This is a genomic window from Glaciimonas sp. OK215 (genome assembly GCF_057787885.1).
Map to the genome: position 1 here is coordinate 166,969 of NZ_CM173544.1, position 20,116 is coordinate 187,084.

The 20,116-nt window shown below is 54.8% G+C and carries 16 protein-coding genes; 12 read left to right on the forward strand and 4 right to left on the reverse strand.

Features of this window, described 5'->3' with window-relative positions:
- Positions 1-17: 17 nt before the first annotated feature.
- Positions 18-611 carry an outer membrane protein assembly factor BamE gene (locus AC3CHX_RS00810; protein ID WP_488631616.1) on the reverse strand — a complete coding sequence of 198 codons (594 nt, stop codon included), beginning with the start codon at positions 609-611 and terminating at the stop codon, positions 18-20.
- A 1,167-nt stretch (positions 612-1,778) separates the two neighbouring features.
- Between AC3CHX_RS00810 and ltrA the strand changes: the two genes are divergently transcribed.
- A complete protein-coding gene (ltrA, locus tag AC3CHX_RS00815; RefSeq protein ID WP_488631617.1) occupies positions 1,779-3,482 on the forward strand; it encodes a group II intron reverse transcriptase/maturase in 1,704 nt (567 codons plus the stop codon).
- Between the two features lie 112 nt (positions 3,483-3,594).
- Positions 3,595-4,014: a ferric iron uptake transcriptional regulator gene (fur, locus tag AC3CHX_RS00820; protein ID WP_488631618.1), complete on the forward strand. Its 420-nt coding sequence runs from the start codon at positions 3,595-3,597 to the stop codon at positions 4,012-4,014.
- 41 nt (positions 4,015-4,055) lie between these two features.
- Here fur and hrcA read toward each other — a convergent pair whose 3' ends face one another.
- Entirely contained in the window at positions 4,056-5,078 is a 1,023-nt protein-coding gene (gene hrcA / locus AC3CHX_RS00825) for a heat-inducible transcriptional repressor HrcA (RefSeq protein ID WP_488631619.1), read from the reverse strand.
- Positions 5,079-5,205: 127 nt separating this feature from the next.
- Positions 5,206-5,934, reverse strand: coding sequence for an HAD family hydrolase (locus tag AC3CHX_RS00830; protein WP_488631620.1), 729 nt, complete (start codon positions 5,932-5,934; stop codon positions 5,206-5,208).
- 64 nt (positions 5,935-5,998) lie between these two features.
- On the opposite strand from AC3CHX_RS00830, the gene AC3CHX_RS00835 reads away from it, so the two are divergent.
- From AC3CHX_RS00835 to AC3CHX_RS00880, 10 genes are all read left to right on the forward strand, one after another.
- On the forward strand, positions 5,999-6,925 hold the full coding sequence (locus tag AC3CHX_RS00835) for an NAD kinase (protein ID WP_488631621.1): 927 nt from the start codon (positions 5,999-6,001) through the stop codon (positions 6,923-6,925).
- A gap of 131 nt (positions 6,926-7,056) precedes the next feature.
- Positions 7,057-8,736 (forward strand): DNA repair protein RecN, encoded by a 1,680-nt coding sequence (recN, locus tag AC3CHX_RS00840; protein ID WP_488631622.1) that lies wholly within the window; start codon positions 7,057-7,059, stop codon positions 8,734-8,736.
- Between the two features lie 150 nt (positions 8,737-8,886).
- Positions 8,887-9,993: a ferrochelatase gene (gene hemH, locus AC3CHX_RS00845; protein ID WP_488631623.1), complete on the forward strand. Its 1,107-nt coding sequence runs from the start codon at positions 8,887-8,889 to the stop codon at positions 9,991-9,993.
- 346 nt (positions 9,994-10,339) lie between these two features.
- Complete coding sequence (gene grpE / locus AC3CHX_RS00850; protein WP_488631624.1) at positions 10,340-10,879, forward strand: nucleotide exchange factor GrpE; 540 nt, start codon at positions 10,340-10,342, stop codon at positions 10,877-10,879.
- Between the two features lie 123 nt (positions 10,880-11,002).
- A complete protein-coding gene (dnaK, locus tag AC3CHX_RS00855) occupies positions 11,003-12,946 on the forward strand; it encodes a molecular chaperone DnaK (protein ID WP_488631625.1) in 1,944 nt (647 codons plus the stop codon).
- Between the two features lie 115 nt (positions 12,947-13,061).
- Positions 13,062-14,189 carry a molecular chaperone DnaJ gene (gene dnaJ / locus AC3CHX_RS00860; RefSeq protein WP_488631626.1) on the forward strand — a complete coding sequence of 376 codons (1,128 nt, stop codon included), beginning with the start codon at positions 13,062-13,064 and terminating at the stop codon, positions 14,187-14,189.
- 208 nt (positions 14,190-14,397) lie between these two features.
- Positions 14,398-14,997: a chalcone isomerase family protein gene (locus tag AC3CHX_RS00865; protein WP_488631627.1), complete on the forward strand. Its 600-nt coding sequence runs from the start codon at positions 14,398-14,400 to the stop codon at positions 14,995-14,997.
- Positions 14,998-15,166: 169 nt separating this feature from the next.
- On the forward strand, positions 15,167-15,835 hold the full coding sequence (gene can, locus AC3CHX_RS00870; protein WP_488631628.1) for a carbonate dehydratase: 669 nt from the start codon (positions 15,167-15,169) through the stop codon (positions 15,833-15,835).
- 230 nt (positions 15,836-16,065) lie between these two features.
- Positions 16,066-17,007 (forward strand): agmatinase, encoded by a 942-nt coding sequence (speB, locus tag AC3CHX_RS00875; RefSeq protein WP_488631629.1) that lies wholly within the window; start codon positions 16,066-16,068, stop codon positions 17,005-17,007.
- 40 nt (positions 17,008-17,047) lie between these two features.
- Positions 17,048-18,355, forward strand: coding sequence for an NAD(P)/FAD-dependent oxidoreductase (locus tag AC3CHX_RS00880; protein ID WP_488631630.1), 1,308 nt, complete (start codon positions 17,048-17,050; stop codon positions 18,353-18,355).
- 39 nt (positions 18,356-18,394) lie between these two features.
- Here AC3CHX_RS00880 and pdxR read toward each other — a convergent pair whose 3' ends face one another.
- Positions 18,395-19,873 (reverse strand): MocR-like pyridoxine biosynthesis transcription factor PdxR, encoded by a 1,479-nt coding sequence (gene pdxR, locus AC3CHX_RS00885; protein WP_488644686.1) that lies wholly within the window; start codon positions 19,871-19,873, stop codon positions 18,395-18,397.
- Between the last annotated feature and the right edge of the window lie 243 nt (positions 19,874-20,116).

Below are 20,116 nucleotides of genomic sequence, written 5' to 3' on the forward strand. Positions count from 1 at the left end.
CTCAATATTCTGACAGGTTATTTCATTGGCGATGTAGGAGGAGGTAGCGGCACATCCTTGGCAATACCACTATCTGCGGTGGCTTTTTTGGCTTCTTTGTCGCCGCCGGAAATACGCGCCAGGTAATCGGCTTCGGTCGGCAGGTCGCCACCTTCGATACGGGTCACAAGATTGTCCTTGAAGAACACGCTGACACGGCTCGAGGTCACTTCGCCATTGCCTTTTTGCAGGCGAAATACATAATCCCAGCGACCCGCATGGAACATGTCTGTTAGTAGCGGCGTGCCGAGTGCAAACGCCACCTGATCGGTTGTCATGCCCTCTTTGACTTGCGAGATCATTTCTTTCGAAACGAAATTGCCCTGCTGAATATTGACGCGATAAGGCGAGAAGATGCCGAAAAAACGCCGATTCTTGACGGTTTGCACGCCCGAGTCTGCCGTAGCGCTGGTCGGCGTTGCCGAACTTTCCGTGTTTGCACTGGTGTTGGTTGCTGTAGCGGGGCCGTCGATAAGGGGATTTTTTGATGCACAGCCAGCCAACAAAGCCATGGAAACAGCAGCTACTGTCAGAGCGGAGGTGCGGGCAGTACGGGAGAGCAACATTCGCATAAGGATCTCAATTGATTGAGCAATTGTGCTAAAACGCTATATGATAAAGCAGATCGTGCGACACGTGTAGTCGCGTTAGCCGCTTTCGCCGGCAGGTAGTATCCAAAGCTGTATCCCCGCAAACATTCGATAAGACTTTGATTTTAAAGGTTGTTATCGTGGGCTTCCTAGTTTCGTCCAACGAAGATAGGCGGTCTAAAATCAGATGCGATGCCCTTAAAGGTTTGTTCTTGGGTATTGTGAAAAACGGGTTTGTGCCCGTTCTCTCACCAAATCCAATGGTAATCCTGCTCAAAAAGCGGGCTAAGCGTTGCCTCGTAACAACAAAATTTTCCTCTGTTACAAATTATTTTGTGGATAGGTGTCCTCCTACCGGAAGACGCCAAGGCAACCCGTTCGCGGGTCTGAAATACATGGGAACCAGCAAGAGAAAACAGCGCGCAAAGCTCTGAGATACCTTGTCGTACTCATCCATTTTGAAATTGAAATGGAAGATGCTATGACCGGATGTACGACCATTTGAAACCTAATCAAGCATGCGCCACTGGTAACGGTGGGGTGTGAAGCCTTGATGACAATGAACCCCTGAGACGTTTTCAGCATCGAACTCATGCGAGTGATTCGATGGAAACTGCCAGCAGAAAGGTGGTGGAGGGGCTAGGTTAGTGCTGCATGGGTAATGTAATGTGAACTGTCGTGTGAACCCTCGTAATTATCGAAAGGCCCAAGCTGCTATTGGCCTTAACCAAAAGGTGTGTGATTGGATACTTCCGTGATCTGTGGGAGTACGTCGTCATTTAATCACCGGGGGATAGACAGACCCTAAACAGCTAGTCGCGATGTTATTTGTCGCGTCGATATCTCAGGGAACGTGGTAAACCCGATTCTTCGCCGCATCCAAAATATCGGAGGCGGCAGGCAACTCGCAAGGGGAGCTATTGGAGGAGCGGGTAGGGGATTGTGGAAAAAGCGAACGTCGAGCTGTAATGGCCCGAATAGGGATTCAAGATTTGTCCCAACCTGAAAAGGTGCAGACTTCCACATGGTGCAATAGTCGTCAAGCGACTGAATCGACTCAAGTAGTTATCTATCAACGCCCCGAAGGGATGTAGTTTTCCCTTCGGGGAAAGCTGCGTCCTCGGCGGGCATCACTATCCGAGGTACAGCATGAAAGTAACTTATCGCAATCAGGTGAGTTCTGCGTCCTCGCACGTTCCAACGGAATGGACTTCCATTGATTGGAAGCGCGTTCAAAAGAATGTGAGAGTCATGCAGATGCGCCTAACGAAGGCAACGCAGGCTGGCGATTGGCGTAGAGTGAAAGCTCTGCAACGATGGCTGACCCGCTCGTTCAGCGCGAAAGCGCTGGCTGTAAAACGAGTGACTGAGAATCAAGGCAAACGCACCGCAGGTGTAGATCGTGAACTATGGGATACACCGTTGCAAAAATACGCAGCGATTGCGCAGTTGAAGAAGCAGCGGTATCGACCCTTGCCATTACGGAGGATCTATATTCCAAAATCGAATGGAAAGCTACGTCCTCTGGGCATACCGACCATGCGTGACCGGGCCATGCAAGCATTGCATTTACTTGCATTGGATCCGGTATTGGAAACGTTGAGCGATCCGAACTCTTACGGGTTTCGGAAAAATCGCTCAACGGCCGATGCGATGTCGCAGATATTTCTCCAGACGTGCCGGAAGGTCTCGGCGCAATGGGTACTGGACGCAGACATTGAGGGTTTCTTCGACAATATCAATCACGACTGGATGCTCGACAATATCCGTATGGACAAGTCGATACTTCGGAAGTGGTTGAAATCCGGGGTTGTTGACCGGAAGCAATTGCTCGCCACTACAGCAGGAACGCCGCAGGGGGGAATTATCTCCCCAGCGTTAGCAAATTGGACGTTGAATGGTTTGGAGACAGAACTCATAACGCACCTCGGTGCGAAATGGGGAGTCACCAAAGCCAAAAAACTGAAAATCGGTGTCGTACGATACGCGGATGATTTCGTAATTACAGGCGCTTCAAAAGAGATCCTGGAAACCGAAGTCAGGCCGTGGATAGAATCATTCCTTGCAACACGAGGATTGCGACTGTCTGCGGCCAAGACCAAGATTGTACACATTGACGAGGGTTTTGATTTCCTGGGTTGGAATTTCCGGAAGTATTCCGGGACTCTACTGATTAAGCCCAGTAAGAAAAACGTGCAAACGTTCTATGAAAAGCTCAGGAATGTTATCAACGACAATCGGGCTGTGAAGCAAGAGGATTTAATCCGATTGCTGAACCCCATGCTACGGGGCTGGTCGCAGTATCACAGTCCCGTGGTTGCTAAAGAAGCGTTCTCGCGCATGGAGTCGTTGCTGTTTTGGCGACTTATGCGCTGGGGGAAACGTCGTCATCCAATGAAGAATGGAGACTGGATTCGCCGGAAGTATTGGCGGTCAGTCGACAATCGGAATTGGGTGTTCGGAGCGGCGTTTACCAAAACAAATGGTGAAAAGGATGTCATGGAATTGTATTCGTTATCGAGTACACCCATCGTACGTCACAAGAAAATCAAGGGAAGTTACAACCCCTATGACCCTGAGTGGGAAATGTATGGCGAGACCCTCCGTCAGGAGCGAATGGTGAATACCATGCGATACCGAAACGAGTGGGTTAAACTGTATGTTGACCAACGAGGCTTGTGTGCGTTGTGTGAGAACGAGATGGACATGGACACCGGTTGGCATGACCACCACATCGAATATCGTGTGGAAGGAGGCTCCGATGCTCTTGGGAATCGCGTATTACTGCATCCGAATTGCCATACGCAGGTGCATAGCCTTGCTTTGAAAGTTGTTAAACCGGTTCCTGTATAGGAATTTTTGTTAAGCTTGAGCCGTGTGCGATGAAAGTCGCACGCACGGTTCTTAGGGGGGAGGGATTCCGGTAACGGGTCCTTCCTACCCTCCATCCATTTGCGACGTAAACATGCCTAACAATCCATCCGAACTAAAAGCCAGTGGCCTTAAAGCTACTTTGCCGCGACTCAAAATCCTGGAAATTTTCCAAAATAGCGACGTCCGCCATCTGAGCGCTGAAGACGTTTATAAAATTTTGCTATCCGAAAATCTCGATGTCGGTTTGGCAACGGTGTACCGTGTTTTGACCCAATTTGAGCAAGCCGGTTTGTTGCAGCGAAATCATTTCGAGACCGGCAAGGCGGTATTTGAGCTAAACGAAGGCTCACACCATGACCATCTGATTTGTCTCGATTGCGGTCGGGTCGAAGAGTTTTACGACGAAGAAATTGAAAAGCGTCAGAAAGCGGTCGCTAAAGAGCGTGGCTTCGAGATTGCCGATCATGCGTTGGCGCTGTATGGCCATTGCCGGACATGCGCTAAAAAATAACAGCATTCTCTTACGCGTTGAACAAAATATATTAAGCCAGACTAGTGCTGGCTTAATGCATTTGAAAGCAGCTTGGCGGTAATGTCGACAATCGGGATCACCCGTTCGTAAGCCATGCGGGTCGGTCCGATCACGCCCAGCGTGCCGACGATCTTGCCATTGACCTCGTACGGTGCGGTGACCACACTCATTTCTTCCATCGGAACCAGTTGCGACTCGCCACCGATGAAAATTTGCACGCCAGTGGCTTTGCCGGAGAAATCCAGCAACTGCATCAGGTTGGTTTTTTGCTCAAACATATCGAACAACTTACGCAACGAGGCCATGCTTGACGACAGGTCGGTCACGCTGAGCAGATTGCGTTCGCCCGAAATCACGACGTCGTCAGCGTTATCCGTCATCGCGTCGCTACCAACCTCGACTGCCGCCTGCATCAGGCGCGTCATGTCATCGCGTAGCTGGCGCACTTCACTCTGCAAACGCAAGCGAACGTCGTCAATGCTGTGTCCGCCGTAGTGCTGGTTGATGTAATTGGCCGCCTGTATCAGCTGTGAAGGGGTGTAATCGACATCGGTCAGCAATAGCCGATTCTGGACATCGCCGCTAGGGCCGACGATGACCAGCAGTATGCGTTTTTCCGATAATCGCAAAAACTCGATTTGCTGGAATATTGATTCGCGCCGAGGCGTCAGCACCACACCGGCAAATTGCGACAACGACGACAGAACCTGCGCGGCGTTGGCAATGATCTTTTGAGGGGAGTTGGTTTGCAGGCGCGCTTGCATTCTGGATTCGAGCGCGCTTTCGTCTATCGGCTGGACCGTCAGCAAGGTATCGACAAACACCCGGTAGCCGCGCGGCGTCGGCACCCGTCCGGCGGAAGTGTGGGGACTGGTGACAAAACCCATTTCTTCCAGGTCCGCCATGATGTTGCGAATGGTTGCCGGTGATAATTCCAGTCCCGAAATCTTTGACAGTGCGCGTGAGCCGACCGGCTGGCCGTCGGCGATGTACCGTTCGACCAGGGCTTTGAGTAGAGTTTGAGCGCGATTATCCAGATGCATAGCGAGTATTTTAGCGAGCGCGGCCCCAGCTTGCCAGCGCCTTATGCATCCACTTATACACTGTTTTGCGCTGGCTCAGTTGCCGGCATTTCCTTTTTTTTCGTTACGGATGGGGGTTTTATGGCCGTTATGTGTTGATAGCTTGTAAATGCAGCCATGCTTCAAGCTCAAGCAAGCTGGCGCATTCGGCGTCCGCGCTGATGCCGGCTGGCAACGAACGGTCAAAGCGATTGATCCAGACACTGCACAGGCCGGCTTGGCGGGCGCCGACTACGTCCAGGAACGGATCGTCGCCGGCATATACCGCTTCTTCGGGAGTCACCTGGAGCGCCTTGCAGGCCGCCTGGAAAATCGCCGGATCAGGTTTGGCACAGCCGAAACTATGTGATGCTATGGAGATGTTGAAGTGCTGTGCCAGGCCGATTTTCTCCAGATCCGCAAAGCCGTTCGACATCGAACCCAGCAATACGCGTTGACGCAGACGGGTCAATACCGGCTCGACATCGTCGAATGGCGTTACCGCATGACGCGCTTCAGAAAAGACCGCCATGGCGGCATTGACCTTGCTGCTATCAGCGCCGACGCTATTGAAGGCTGCGGTCAACCCGGCGTGGCGTAAGGCCCACAAGTCGATTTTGAATAAGGGATCGGTATCGGTCAAAGCCGCCCGTATTTGCCGCAGGCGCTCGATCGTGAATTGCTGCGGCACCGCCGGCGCATGCTGGCGGAGCCAGTCATGCAGCAATTGCTCGGCGCGCGCAATGACCGGTGAGATCGGCCACAGGGTGTCATCCAGATCGAACAGGACGGCTTTGATGGGCGCACGGCGCTGCGGTTGGCTATCTGTATTATTCATGTTGGATGGTGCGTATCCCCAAGGAATCTTTAATGCAGGCCTAAATTATGGTCTAATCGCCAGCATGTGGCCCATAAAATTATCTCATCAGCAGAATCTGCCTTCTTTGCCAAAAACCATTGCGATTGTTGGCAAGTATTTTGCCGCCGGTATTTCCGAGTCGTTGACCGAGGTCGCCGACTTTCTGCTGGTGCGCGGACATAACGTCGTGTTTGAAGCCGAGACCGCGCAAAACATTGCGCTGACCGGATTCGAGGCAATGACGCCGGTGCAAATCGGCCAGCAAGCCGATGCCGCGATCGTCGTCGGCGGGGACGGCACCATGCTGGGTATCGCCCGCCAACTGGCACCTTACGATGTGCCGCTGATCGGTATCAATCAGGGGAGGCTCGGGTTTATGACCGATATTTCGCTGGAACGGATGCTGCCGGTGCTGGGTGAAATGCTGGACGGCAAGTGCGAATCCGAGCGTCGTACCTTGCTGCAAGGCGTAGTCAAGCGCGACGACAAGGTTATTTTTAGCGCGCTGGCGTTCAACGATATCGTCGTGTCGCGCGGTGCGACCTCCGGCATGGCTGAGCTCAGCGTCGAAGTCGACGGCCGCTTTATGTATAACCAGCGTTCGGACGGTTTGATAGTCTCGACCCCGACCGGCTCCACCGCGTACGCGCTGTCTGCCGGCGGCCCGTTGCTGCATCCGTCGCTGAGCGGCATCGTGCTGGTGCCGATCGCGCCGCATGCGTTGTCGAATCGACCTATCGTGGTGCCGGACAGCAGCGAAATCGTGATTGAAATCGTCAACGGCCGCGATATTAATGTCAATTTTGACATGCAGTCGTTAGCCAGTCTGCAACACGGCGACCGCATTTTGATCCAGCGTTCTGAGCACACCATCACCTTTTTACATCCGCCCGGCTGGAGTTACTACGAAACCTTGCGCCAGAAATTGCACTGGAATGAATATCCTTCGGCAGAGGGGCATTTGAGGTGAGCGTTAACGGCGCCACGCGGGCCGGACCATCAGTTGCAGTACACTGCCGCTTCAGTTGCCTCCGCCGCCGACCTCGTTGTCCGCTTTCTTGAAACCGATTTTTGTCTTACGAACCGATCTAATTCGACTCCATGCTGCGCACACTTTCCATTCGCGATTTTGTCATCGTTGATGCCATCGAGCTTGACCTGGCCTCTGGCTTCACTGTTTTCACCGGCGAAACCGGCGCCGGAAAATCCATTTTGATCGATGCGCTTGCTTTAGCGCTAGGCGGTCGCGGCGATGCCAGTGTCGTGCGTGAAGGCGCGGCCAAGGCCGATATCAGCGCCGAGTTTTCGGTCTCGCGCTACAGCGAGGGCAGCCCGATCGACACCAGTGAAGAAGTCAGAGCGTGGCTGGCTGCGAATGAGTTCGAGAGCGAAGAGGGCGGTGTGCTGCTGCGTCGGGTAATAGACAATGCAGGGCGGTCGAAGGCCTACATCAACGGTATTGCCGCGACGGCCGGACAGCTGCGCGAGCTAGGCGAACTGCTGGTCGATATTCATGGCCAGCATGCCCATCAATCGCTGCTGAAAACGGATGCGCAACGTCTGTTGTTGGATGGACAAGCCGGTTTGCAAGAAGACCTGCAGACCGTTTCGGCAGCGTATAAAAGCTGGCGCGCGTTGGCCAGGCAGCGCCAGGAATTTGAAACCAACGCCAAGAACGTTTTGCTGGAGCGCGAGCGCCTCGAATGGCAAGTCAACGAACTGGAAAAGCTGGCGCTCAAGCCGGGCGAGTGGGATGACATCACCAACGAGCATAGCCGTTTGTCGCATGCCGCCAGCCTGATTGAAGGCGCACAAGAAGCGTTGAGCCTGATTTCCGAATCAGACAATCCGATGCTGTCGCAGCTGGCGGGATTGAATATCAAGATCGGTAAGTTAGGCGACCTCGACAACGACTTGAAGCCGGTGCTGGAAGCGCTGGAGCCAGCGCGAATTCAGTTGCAGGAAGCGGTTTACGCGCTCAATGACTATTTGAGCCGGGTTGAGCTGGATCCGGCGCGCCTGCACGAAGTCGAGAGCAGGCTGGAAGCGATACACTCCACCTCGCGCAAGTTCAGGCTGGAGCCTGACGCCATACCGCAAGCGTTTGCTGCGCTCTCGGCACAACTACGGCAGTTGGCGGATGCCAGTGATCTTGACGCCTTGCGTGCACAAGAGGAAAAGCTCAAGTCAGCCTACCTCGGACTAGCGCAAAAATTATCCAAGGCGCGCGTCAAAGCGGCCAAGGGTTTGACCGATGCCGTGACTGCGGCGATGCAGGAATTGAGCATGAGCGGCGGTCGTTTTGAGGTCGCATTAAATCCTTGCGAACCAGCCGCGTACGGCGTCGAGCAAGTCGAATTTCTGGTCGCGGGTCATGCCGGCGTGGTGCCGCGGCCACTGGCAAAAGTCGCTTCCGGCGGTGAATTGGCGCGGATTGCCTTGGCAATTTCCGTCATTACGTCCAGTGCAACAGCGACCCCGACATTGATTTTTGATGAGGTTGACAGCGGCATAGGCGGCGGTGTCGCCGAGGTTGTTGGCCGTTTGCTGAAGCGACTTGGTCAGGCCCGCCAGGTATTGTGCGTAACCCATCTGCCGCAGGTCGCCAGCCAGGCTAACCAGCACTTTCAGGTCAGCAAGCAAAGCGCCGCAAACAAGACTGTTTCGGCTATTGATGGCCTGGATACCAAGAGCCGGGTCGAAGAAATTGCGCGGATGCTGGGCGGACTGGAAATTACAGCGACGACACGTAAGCACGCACGTGAATTATTGGCTTCATAACGGTATTGTTAAAAACCGCGATGCGCTGAGGCTGTGCCGTTGGAAATACTTAAATTAAACATTAACCCCTTGGGCCACAACCGATAAAGTCAGCGCTATGAAAGCTGACTGCGCCACTTGTGTCGTGGTGAATTTTTTTGGGAATGCGACATGGCTTTTCGTAAAGAACCCCCTTTCACCCATGGCGCTGCTAGCAAAACTGCGGTGCTGCTGGTCAATCTGGGGACGCCGGATGCGCCGACTACCAGCGCGGTGCGGCGCTATCTGAAGCAGTTTCTATCCGATACGCGCGTCGTCGAAATTCCACGGGCGATCTGGTGGTGGATTTTGCACGGGATTATTTTGCCGTTGCGCTCTGGCAAGTCGGCCCAAAAATACGCGTCGATCTGGACCAATGAAGGTTCACCGCTGAAGCTGCATACTGAAAAGCAGGCGGTCCTGTTGCGCGGTTATCTGGGCCAGCGCGGTCATCAGGTCGAGGTCGCCTACGCGATGCGTTACGGCAATCCGTCGTTGTCTTCCGTGCTGGATAAACTGAAGCTGGACGGTTGCGACCGGGTCCTGGTTTTGCCCGCTTACCCACAATATTCGGCGACCACCACCGCATCCATTTTTGATGCCGTATTCAGTCATTATGCTCAGGTGCGGAATGTCCCGGAGTTGCGTCTGGTGAAGCATTACCACGACCACGAAGCGTATATCCAGGCCTTAAAAGAGTCGGTGCTGGCGCATTGGGCGATGAATGGCATGCCGGACAAGTTGCTGATGAGTTTTCATGGCGTACCTAAGCGTACACTGCTGCTAGGCGACCCGTATCATTGCGAGTGTCATAAAACAGCGCGCTTACTGGCGCAGCAGCTGGATTTGTCACAAGAGCAATATATGGTGACGTTTCAGTCGCGCTTCGGTAAGGCCGAGTGGCTGCAACCGTATACCGCGCCGACCTTGGAAAAGCTGGCCAGGCAGGGTGTCGCACGGGTCGATGTGATGTGCCCGGGTTTCACCAGTGATTGTCTGGAAACGCTGGAGGAAATCGGTATGGAAGCGAAGGCCGGTTTTTTAAAGGCAGGCGGTAAGGAGTTCCATCTGATCCCGTGCCTGAATCAGTCGCCGGCATGGATTAATGCGCTGGCGATGTTGGCGGAGGAGCAATTAATTGGCTGGCCAACCCGCTTATCGGTCAGCGAGTCGGCAGAACAGAAGCAGCAGGCGGCACTGCAAAAGAGTGAGGCAGCACGGCTTGGGGCTTCGGCCTAGTTGTTGGCATTTAATATATTGCAATTAAATGTGAGTAGCTGATCCAGCCGGCTGCCAACAAAATATAGATGAGTAAAATGGCGGAAATAAGCGACAGTTTCACGATATTCACCTATGGCAGAGTCATATAGAAATTGTCTTGTATCTGCTCTAGTGGGAGCAATTTAATACAGGATAGTTCTCTTGCCGCATCGCAGCAAACTCAAACCGGTAAATTTTGAAACAAATTGTTGCAGCAAACGGCATCCGGCTGAATGTAAACCCCTTGAAAATGTAGGGGATAGCCCCATTTGGCATCCCATGCATCACATACACCACTAAGTCATTGATTGTTGGAGATTTTTGAATGGAAGACATGGAAAAGCAGAGCGCGCAAGCAGAGAACGAAAAAACCATCGCTGACCAGCAGGCTGCGGTTAGCCCCGAGTCGGCGCTGGAAGTCGAGCTGGCTGAGGCGCAAGCCAAGATCGCCGAAATGCAGGATGCATTCTTGCGCGCCAAGGCAGAAGCGGAGAACATCCGCCGCCGCGCCCAGGAGGATATCGCGCGCGCCAGCAAATTTGCCATCGAAAGTTTTGCAGAGGCAATGGTTCCGGTCAAAGATAGTCTGGAAATCGCCTTGAAGCTCGATGCGCCATCGGTTGAGTCGTTGAAAGAAGGCGTGGAGATGACTTTGAAGCAGTTGTCTGCAGCGTTTGACAAGAATCGCCTGCTGGAAATCGCACCTGCAGCTGGCGATCGGCTGGACCCGATGAAGCACCAGGCAATTTCGATGGTGCCGGCCGAGCAGGAAGCCAACACCGTGGTGAGCGTGCTGCAAAAAGGCTATACCATTTCGGATCGCCTGTTGCGTCCGGCGCTGGTGACCGTGGCACAAAGCAAGTAAGCGCAAATAAGCGTGAAAAATGTAAAAAAAGTGCTTGTTTGACCCTTAAAAGGCTTGAAAGCATCGTTTTTCTCCCAATATTCAGTACATCAAAATTTCACAAATTCAGTAAAGGACAACATCATGGGTAAAATTATCGGCATTGATTTGGGCACCACCAATTCTTGTGTTTCCGTCATGGAAGGCGGCAAGCCTAAGGTGATCGAAAACTCGGAAGGCGTGCGCACCACGCCGTCCGTCATCGCTTATCAGGAAGATGGCGAAATTCTGGTCGGCGCACCGGCAAAACGCCAGGCCGTCACCAATCCAAAAAACACGCTGTACGCAACCAAGCGACTGATCGGCCGTAAATTCGACGAAAAAGAAGTGCAAAAAGACATCGCGCTGATGCCTTACCAGATCATCAAAGCCGAAAATGGCGATGCATGGATCGCTGTCCGCGACAAAAAGCTGGCGCCACCGCAAATCGCTGCGGAAGTATTGCGCAAGATGAAGAAAACCGCTGAAGACTACCTCGGCGAAGAAGTGACCGAAGCGGTCATCACCGTACCTGCGTACTTCAACGATGCACAACGTCAAGCGACCAAAGACGCAGGCCGTATCGCCGGTCTGGACGTCAAGCGCATCATCAACGAGCCAACCGCTGCGGCGCTGGCATTCGGACTGGACAAGACTGAAAAAGGCGATCGCAAGATTGCCGTGTATGACTTGGGCGGCGGTACTTTCGACATCTCGATCATTGAAATCGCGGATGTCGATGGTGAAATGCAATTCGAAGTGTTGTCGACCAACGGCGATACCTTCCTCGGCGGTGAAGACTTCGATCAACGCATGATCGATTACATCCTGGACGAGTTCAAGAAGGTCAACGGTATCGATCTGGGCAAAGATGCGATTGCATTGCAACGTATCAAGGCTTCGGCGGAACGTGCCAAGATCGAACTGTCGTCGTCGCAGCAAACAGAAATCAACGAGCCGTACATTGCGATGGCCAACGGCGCGCCAGTCCATCTGACCATGAAGATGACCCGCGCCAAGCTGGAATCGCTGGTGGAAGAATTGATCGAGAAGACGATCGAGCCTTGCCGCATCGCGATCAAGGATGCCGGTGTCAAAGTGTCTGACATTGACGACATCATTCTGGTCGGCGGTATGACCCGTATGCCTAAGGTGCAGGAAAAGGTCAAAGAATTCTTTGGTAAGGATGCACGCAAGGACGTGAACCCGGACGAAGCGGTTGCAGTTGGTGCAGCGATTCAGGGTTCGGTCCTGTCGGGTGATCGTAAAGACTTGCTGTTGCTGGACGTTACGCCTCTGTCGCTCGGTATCGAGACCATGGGTGGAGTGATGACCAAGATGATCAAGAAGAACACGACCATCCCGACCAAGTTCAGCCAGGTGTTCTCGACTGCGGACGACAATCAGCCGGCAGTGACCATTAAAGTGTTCCAGGGCGAGCGCGAAATGGCGGCCGGTAACAAAGGCCTCGGTGAATTCAATCTGGAAGGCATCCCGCCGGCAGCACGCGGTACGCCCCAGATCGAAGTGACTTTCGACATCGACGCGAACGGCATCTTGCACGTCGGCGCGAAAGACAAGGCAACCGGTAAGGAAAACAAGATCACCATCAAGGCCAACTCCGGTTTGACCGAAGATGAAATCCAAAAGATGGTGCGCGATGCCGAAATCAATGCCGAAGACGACAAGCGTTTGAAAGAATTGGCCGAAACGCACAACCAAGGCGATGCGCTGGTGCATTCGACCCGCAAGGCACTGACCGAATACGGCGACAAGCTCGATGCCGGTGAGAAGGAAAGCATCGAAGCAGCGATCAAGGAACTGGAAGAAGTGTTGAAGGGCAGCGACAAGGCGGCTATCGACAACAAATCCGCAGCCTTGAGCACGGCAGCGCAAAAACTCGGTGAGAAGATGTACGCCGACATGCAAGCGCAGCAAGCTGCCGCTGGCAGTGCTGAAGGTGCTGCTGCCGGTGCAGGCGCAGCGGAAGGCAAGCCGAAGGAAGATGACGTAGTGGATGCTGATTTCAAAGAAGTAAAAGACAAGTAAAATCTTCGTCCGGCGGTGCGGCGGCATGCCTGCCAGCGCACCGCAATGACGCGCCGGACAAAGCTTTAAGCTCTGTTCGGCGTTTTCGCTTAGAACAAATTGAAGGTGCCACAACATGGCGAAACGTGATTTTTACGAAATTCTAGGGGTTGCGAAAAACGCTTCTGATGATGAAATCAAGAAGTCGTACCGCAAGCTCGCGATGAAATATCATCCGGACCGTAATCCGGATAGCAAAGGCGCTGAAGATAAATTCAAGGAGGCGAAAGAAGCCTACGAGATGCTATCGGATGCGCAAAAGCGCGAAGCCTATGACCGCTACGGCCATGCCGGCGTCGATCCGAATATGGGTGGCGGCGGCGGCGGCGCCGGCGGCTTTGCAGATGCCTTCGGCGATATCTTCGGCGACATTTTCGGTGGCGGCGGTGCGCGTGGCGGTCGCGGCAGCGGTCCTCAGGTGTATCGCGGCGCGGATCTGCGCTACAACCTGGAAATCTCGCTGGAACAGGCGGCCCACGGTTTCGACACCACCATCCGGGTGCCGTCGTGGGACGCCTGCGAGCCTTGTCATGGGAGTGGCGCCAAGCCCGGTACCGCGCCTGTGACGTGTCCGACCTGTGGCGGTCACGGTCAGGTGCGGATGCAACAAGGTTTTTTCAGCATTCAGCAAACCTGTCCGAAGTGTCACGGTAGCGGCAAAGTGATTGCCGAGCCATGTGCATCGTGCGCAGGCGCAGGCCGCATCAAGCGTAACAAGACACTTGAAGTGAAGATTCCGGAAGGGATCGACGACGGCATGCGCATTCGTTCATCCGGTAACGGCGAGCCTGGCATGAACGGCGGTCCTCCAGGTGATCTGTACGTCGAAATCCACATCAAGCAGCACGCGGTATTCCAGCGTGATGGCGATGATTTGCACTGCGAAATGCCGATCTCGTTTGCCAAGGCGGCTTTGGGCGGTGAAATCGAGGTGCCGACGCTGAACGGCAAGGTGTCGTTCACGATTCCTGAGGGTACCCAGTCGAGCAAAACTTTCCGTTTGCGCAGCAAGGGTATCAAGGGCGTGCGCTCAGGTTACGCCGGCGATTTGTTCTGCCACGTTGTGGTCGAAACACCGGTCAAGTTGAGTGATCGTCAGAAAGAACTGCTCCGTGATTTCGATCAGCTGACCACCGAAGGCGGTGCCAAACACAGCCCGCAGAGCAAGTCGTGGAAAGACAAGGTTAAAGAGTTCTTCGAGTAATCAATAAGCCAGCTTTAAAGTTGTGCAAAAAGCCGCCGATCGATAACGATCAGCGGCATTTTTATGCCTGCCGACGGCGCGATACCAATCTAATAATTTCCATGTTGCATTATTTTGTAGTCGCCTCTATTCTGTGTAATAAATAAAAATACGACCGTTCACTTTTTGGTCAAAATGACACCGTAACCATTCATCCTCAGGAGAAAATATGACTGTAGCTGCGTTTCTGAAACGTGCAGGAAGCTGTGCTTGCGTGCTGTCGGCGCTGATATTTGCGCAACATGCGGTAGCGCTCGAAGTGGCTGGTGTCAAGATTGATGAGACCGCGCATGTCGGGAATCGCGACTTGCTATTGAATGGCGCCGGTATCCGCTACAAGGCTATTTTCAAGGTGTACACCGCAGCGCTGTATTTATCCGAGAAAAAAACCACGCCGGCCGACGTCATCAATTCCGCCGGGCCGCGTCGGATCACGCTGGTGATGCTGCGTGATTTGAGTAGTGAGGACTTGGGTCAAGCCTTTATGGCGGGAATTCAGAGAAATTTAGATAAGGCAGAAAGAGCGAAAATCATTAATCAATTAATCAAGTTCGGCGAATTGTTTGGATCGATACCGGAAGTTAAAAAAGGCGATGCGATTATCATGGACTGGATTCCCGGCAGCGGTACTTCGATCCAGGTCAATGGGAAAAACGTGGGAGAGGTATTGCCTGGCGTGGATTTCTATAATGCGTTACTGAGAACCTGGCTCGGCGACAAACCATCGGACAGCAAGCTGAAATTGCGTTTATTAGGCGATATGAGCTGAGTTCGGCAAGGTTGCAGCAGGCGGCCCGGGTCAGACTTGCTCTCATCGTGATGTGCATTTTGAGAAAATCAAATGCTATTCTGCAGTTTCGATAAAATGGCGTTCAAATTGATTTTCATAAATTGTTAAAATACCATGTGAGTCATGTGCTTATTCTGAACGGAAAACGATGATAGAAAAACACAAACACGTCCTGACCCGGGACCAGCTTTTCGATAGCAACCGTAAATGGGCCGCTGCGATCACTGCGCGCGAGCCCGATTTTTTCAAGACACTGGCGGCACAGCAGTCGCCGGATTATTTCTGGATCGGTTGCTCCGACAGTCGGGTTCCTGCCAACGAATTGCTGGGCCTGCTGCCGGGCGAGCTATTCGTCCATCGCAACATCGCTAACGTGGTCGCACATAGCGATCTGAACTGTTTGTCGGTACTCCAGTTCGCAGTCGACGTGCTGAAGGTCAAGCACGTGTTCGTGGTCGGTCATTATGGTTGCTCGGGCGTGCATGCCGCGCTGACCAAGCGCCGCGTCGGTCTTGCCGACAACTGGCTGCGTCATGTGCAGGACGTGCATCAGAAGCATGAGCGGTATTTGGGAGAGGCATTGCCGGAACAGCTGCGCCATGATCGTTTATGCGAACTCAACTCGATGGAGCAGGTCGCCAACGTTTGCCAGACGACTATCGTTCAGGATGCCTGGGAACGCGGCCAGGAGTTGATGATCCATAGCTGGGTGTATGGCTTGCAAGACGGCTTGTTGCGCGATTTGGGGGTGACTGTCAGCGGACCCGACGATTTGGCGAAAGGCATGGCCTGTAGCTTGAAACGTTACGAGGACTGAGCCAAGCAGCCTAAGTCAAGTTGCCAAGCAAAAATCGCCAATCCGGCTGACCGGATTGGCGATTTTTTTACGCCTGTGGAGCTTGCCATTCTTCGATAAATGGTTCCTCTATTTTTGATTAAACTGGACCTATCATGGAGCCATGTTGGTTGGCACAATGGCACCGCTGATTCCCTGGCTTTGCCTCGGTCTTTAATCACTATAGAAAACCTCAATCGGAGTTATACAAGATGGCACAACATGAATTCGCCTTTCGTTCCAGCGGCACCTATTTGAATGGGCCGACGCGGAGTGCGGCGCCGTCCATGCCCTTCGCGCTTGCCGGCCTGACGTTTGATGGTGCGGTGACCAATCGGCCTGGTGCGCGTTTCGGCCCGCAGGCAATTCGGCTGGCGTCGCAGATGTTGTGCGATGCGACCCATCCGCATTTCGATACCACGCCGCTAGGTCATTTATGCGATGCCGGCGATCTGCCTATGCCCAACACGGGTGTCGAAGCGATGCGTGCGGCGCTGATGCCGCAAGCCATCGAACTATTCAAGCACCATCACATGGTGTGGCTCGGTGGCGACCATTCGGTGACTTTACCCTTGTTGCGGGCATTGAATCAGGTGCATGGCGGGCCGGTTGCCATGTTGCATTTCGATGCGCATTGCGATACCTGGACGGATCATTTTGGTGAGCCATCCGGTCACGGCACCTGGGTGTACGAAGCGATGCAGGAAGGGTTGTTGCTACCGCAGGCCTCAGTCCAGATCGGGATTCGCTCGTCGGCCGAGCGCGCAGCACGCGAATACGTCAACAGCGTCGGCGGCCGGGTGTTTACTGCGCGTGAGTTGCGTGGGCTGGAAAGTCCGGCGCAACTGGCGCCGATGCTGACGGAAATCCGCGAGCGCATGCGCAAAGCGGGCAATCCACCGGTGTATATGACGCTCGATATCGATTGCCTCGACCCGGCATATGCACCCGGCACCGGCACGCCCGAGCCGGGTGGCATGACTTCGGCGCAGGTGCTGTCGATCATTGAAGAGCTGGCTGATCTGAACTGGTGCGGGATGGATTGCGTCGAAGTGGCGCCCCCTTACGACCACGCCGAGCTGACCACGAATGCGGCATCCACCTTTGTCTGGACCTATCTGTGCGGCCAGATTCAGAAGCGGGCACGCACCTGATATTTTCTTGCTGTTTCTTGTTGCTAACCGAAGGCATCCCATGTTGCTTAAAAAAGAAACCCAACTCACGCAGGACTCCTACTACGAAGCCAGTGTGACCCGACCGCTGCCGGCGCCCGCACTGGCGGCACGTATTACAGCGGATGTGTGTGTGGTCGGTGCCGGCTTCTCGGGGCTTTCCGCAGCGCTGGAACTGGCGGCACGCGGCTATTCGGTGGCGCTGCTGGAGGCGAAGATGGTCGGGTGGGGCGCATCGGGCCGTAACGGTGGGCAAGCGCTGGTCGGTTTCGCCGGGGAGGATGCCATCGAGTCACAGTTCTCGGCGGCAGACGCGCGCCGCGCCTGGAATACCACGGTCGAAGGATTGCAATTGCTGCGTCAGCGCATCGCCACGCATGCGATCGATTGCGATTTCGTTCCCGGCTACATGAGCCTGGCGGTGAGCGCGAGGAAAGCGCAGGCGCTGGATAAGTGGGTGGATCACGTCGCCCGCACCTATGCGTATCCGATGCAGAAGATTGCCGCCGCGGAGGTGAAAAACTGCATTGCCAGTGAGCGCTTTCATGGCGGCGCTTACGATGCGGGTTCAGGACATTTGCATCCGCTCAAATACTGCCTCGGCCTGGCAGCAGCGGCGCGTGCAGCCGGCGTACAGATTTTTGAAAATTCACCGGTCATCCATGTCGAGCGTGGCGACCTTGGCAAAAAGCCGGTCGTCAAAACTGCGCAGGGCGAAGTCGCGTGCCACTTCGTGGTGCTGGCCGGCAACGTCTACCTGAACGAATACGGCAAGACCGTGGCGCCGGAACTGGGGCGGCGCATCATGCCGGTCGGCACCTACATCATCGCCACTGAGCCGATGGCGAAAAAGCGGGCCGACATGTTGATCCGCCGGCGCGCCGCAGTGTGCGACACCAATTTCATCCTGGGCTATTTCCGCCTGACGGCGGATCACCGCTTGCTGTTCGGCGGACGCGTCAGCTACACCACAGCGACGCCTGTGAATCTTGCGGCCAGCATGCGGCGGCGGATGCTGGCCGTGTTCCCGCAGTTGGCCGATCTGGCAGTGCAGCACGCCTGGGGCGGGTTTGTCGATATCACGCTGAACCGGGCTCCTGATTTTGGGCGGCTCGGGAATAATATTTATTACCTGCAAGGCTTTTCCGGACACGGCCTGGCGCTGAGTGGCATGGCGGGCAAGCTGGTGGCAGAAACCATTGCCGGGCAAGCGGAGCGCTTTGATTTGCTGTCGCGCATCCAGCATCATCCGTTCCCGGGCGGCCCCTTGATGCGGACACCGGCACTGGTGCTGGGGACGCTTTATTATCGGTTAAAGGATCTGTTCTGAGCCAGACTGCAGCGCCGCAGGTTAACCGTGCAGCTGGTTTCAGCGCCGGATACCGGCCTGGATCACATGCGCCAGCAGTTTGCCGTAATAGACGATTTTTTCGGCCGGGACATACGCGTAACCGACCAGCAGGCCACGTCGCACCGGTGGTTCCAGATAGTAGTTGGACAGCGCATTGACCGTGATGCCGGCCTCCGCCGCCAGTCGTGCCAGCGCGGCATCGTCGACGTGGTCGGGAAGTTCGACTACCAGATGCAGGCCGGATTCTTCTCCGGAAATGGGGGCGGACTCCCCCAGTTGGGCCGCCAGCGTCTTGCGCAACAATTCACGCTTCACGCCATAGGCCTGCCTTATCTTACGGATATGCGTGGCGAAATGGCCGAGCGCGATGAAGTCGGCCAATGCGGCCTGCAGCATCAATTGCCCCGGCCGCTGCAAGTCATACAGCGCCGCTTTGAAGGATGTCACCAGCGCCGGCGGTGCGACCAGGTAGCCGACCTTGATGCCAGGATAGAGTACCTTGGAAAAAGTGCCCATGTAGACGACCCGGCCATGCACATCCAGGCCTTGCAGCGCGGCTAATGGCCGGCCGGTGTAGCGGAACTCGCTATCGTAATCGTCTTCCAGGATCCAGGCCCCCTTGCGCAGCGCCAGGTCGAGCAGCATGCGCCGCCGCGCCAGGCTCATCACCACCCCGGTTGGATATTGGTGCGATGGCGTGACATAGATCAGGCGCGGGTTGGTCGCCAGATCGGCTTCGCTCGGTGCGATGCCCTCGGCATCGACTGCGACCGGGTGCAGACTCACTTCGCAGGATTCGAATATGCGCCGCGCGCCCCAGTAACACGGGTTTTCGACCCAGGTAGTGTCGTCGACGTCGGCCAGCAGCAGCGCGCACAGATCAAGCGATTGCTGGGTGCCGGCGGTGATCATCACCTGTTCGATCGATACCTTGACCGAGCGCGACACGCGCAGGTATTCGGCAATCGCGCGGCGCAATGGCAAATAGCCGCCGGCCTGGCCGTAATCCAGCAAATCCGGGCGCGCTTCACGCCAGACGCGGTTTTGCAGCCGTTGCCACAGCTTGTAAGGAAAGATTGAAAAATCGGCATCGCCAGGTGCGAAGGGCTGGATTTCATAACGCGTGCCGGCGGCAAACTCGGTTAATTGCGCGCCGCGTTTGGACAGGGTCGCGAAGCCGTTGGGTGGCGTTCCCGGAACCGCTTCAGCGCTGCCGTCCTGCTTGCGCTTTGGCTGCGAAGTGGATGGCAGCGAGGCCGAAACATAGGTGCCGCTGCCGGTTGAGCTGATCACGAAACCCTCGGCGGCCAGCTGTTCGAAAGCGGCAATCACGGTGTTGCGGGCGATGCCCAATTCGCTGGCCAGGTTGCGGGTCGAGGGCAGTTTGCTGCCGGGACTCAGTTGTTGCTGGAGTATGGCGGTACGCGCGGCCTCATACAGTCGTCTTTGTTGCGGCAGGCGCGGGAAGTAGTCTGCCTGGGCCAGTATGGCGCCCAGTAATTCAGCGGCGGCAAGATTGGAAATCACGATAAGTTAAGTGGTTCTATCAAGATGGTTAAAGTGGCACTCCCAATAATACCAAATTAAGCCTAAGATGATTTCACTTACTTAGCTAAGGGAGAAAAGAGTCTACATTGCCTGCCCTGAAGTGGTGCGTTGCAACAAAAGGATTTTGTACTAAATTGGTTCTTAAGACCTGCACGCATTCCTGGCCCGGACTCTCGACCCACATTCTTGACC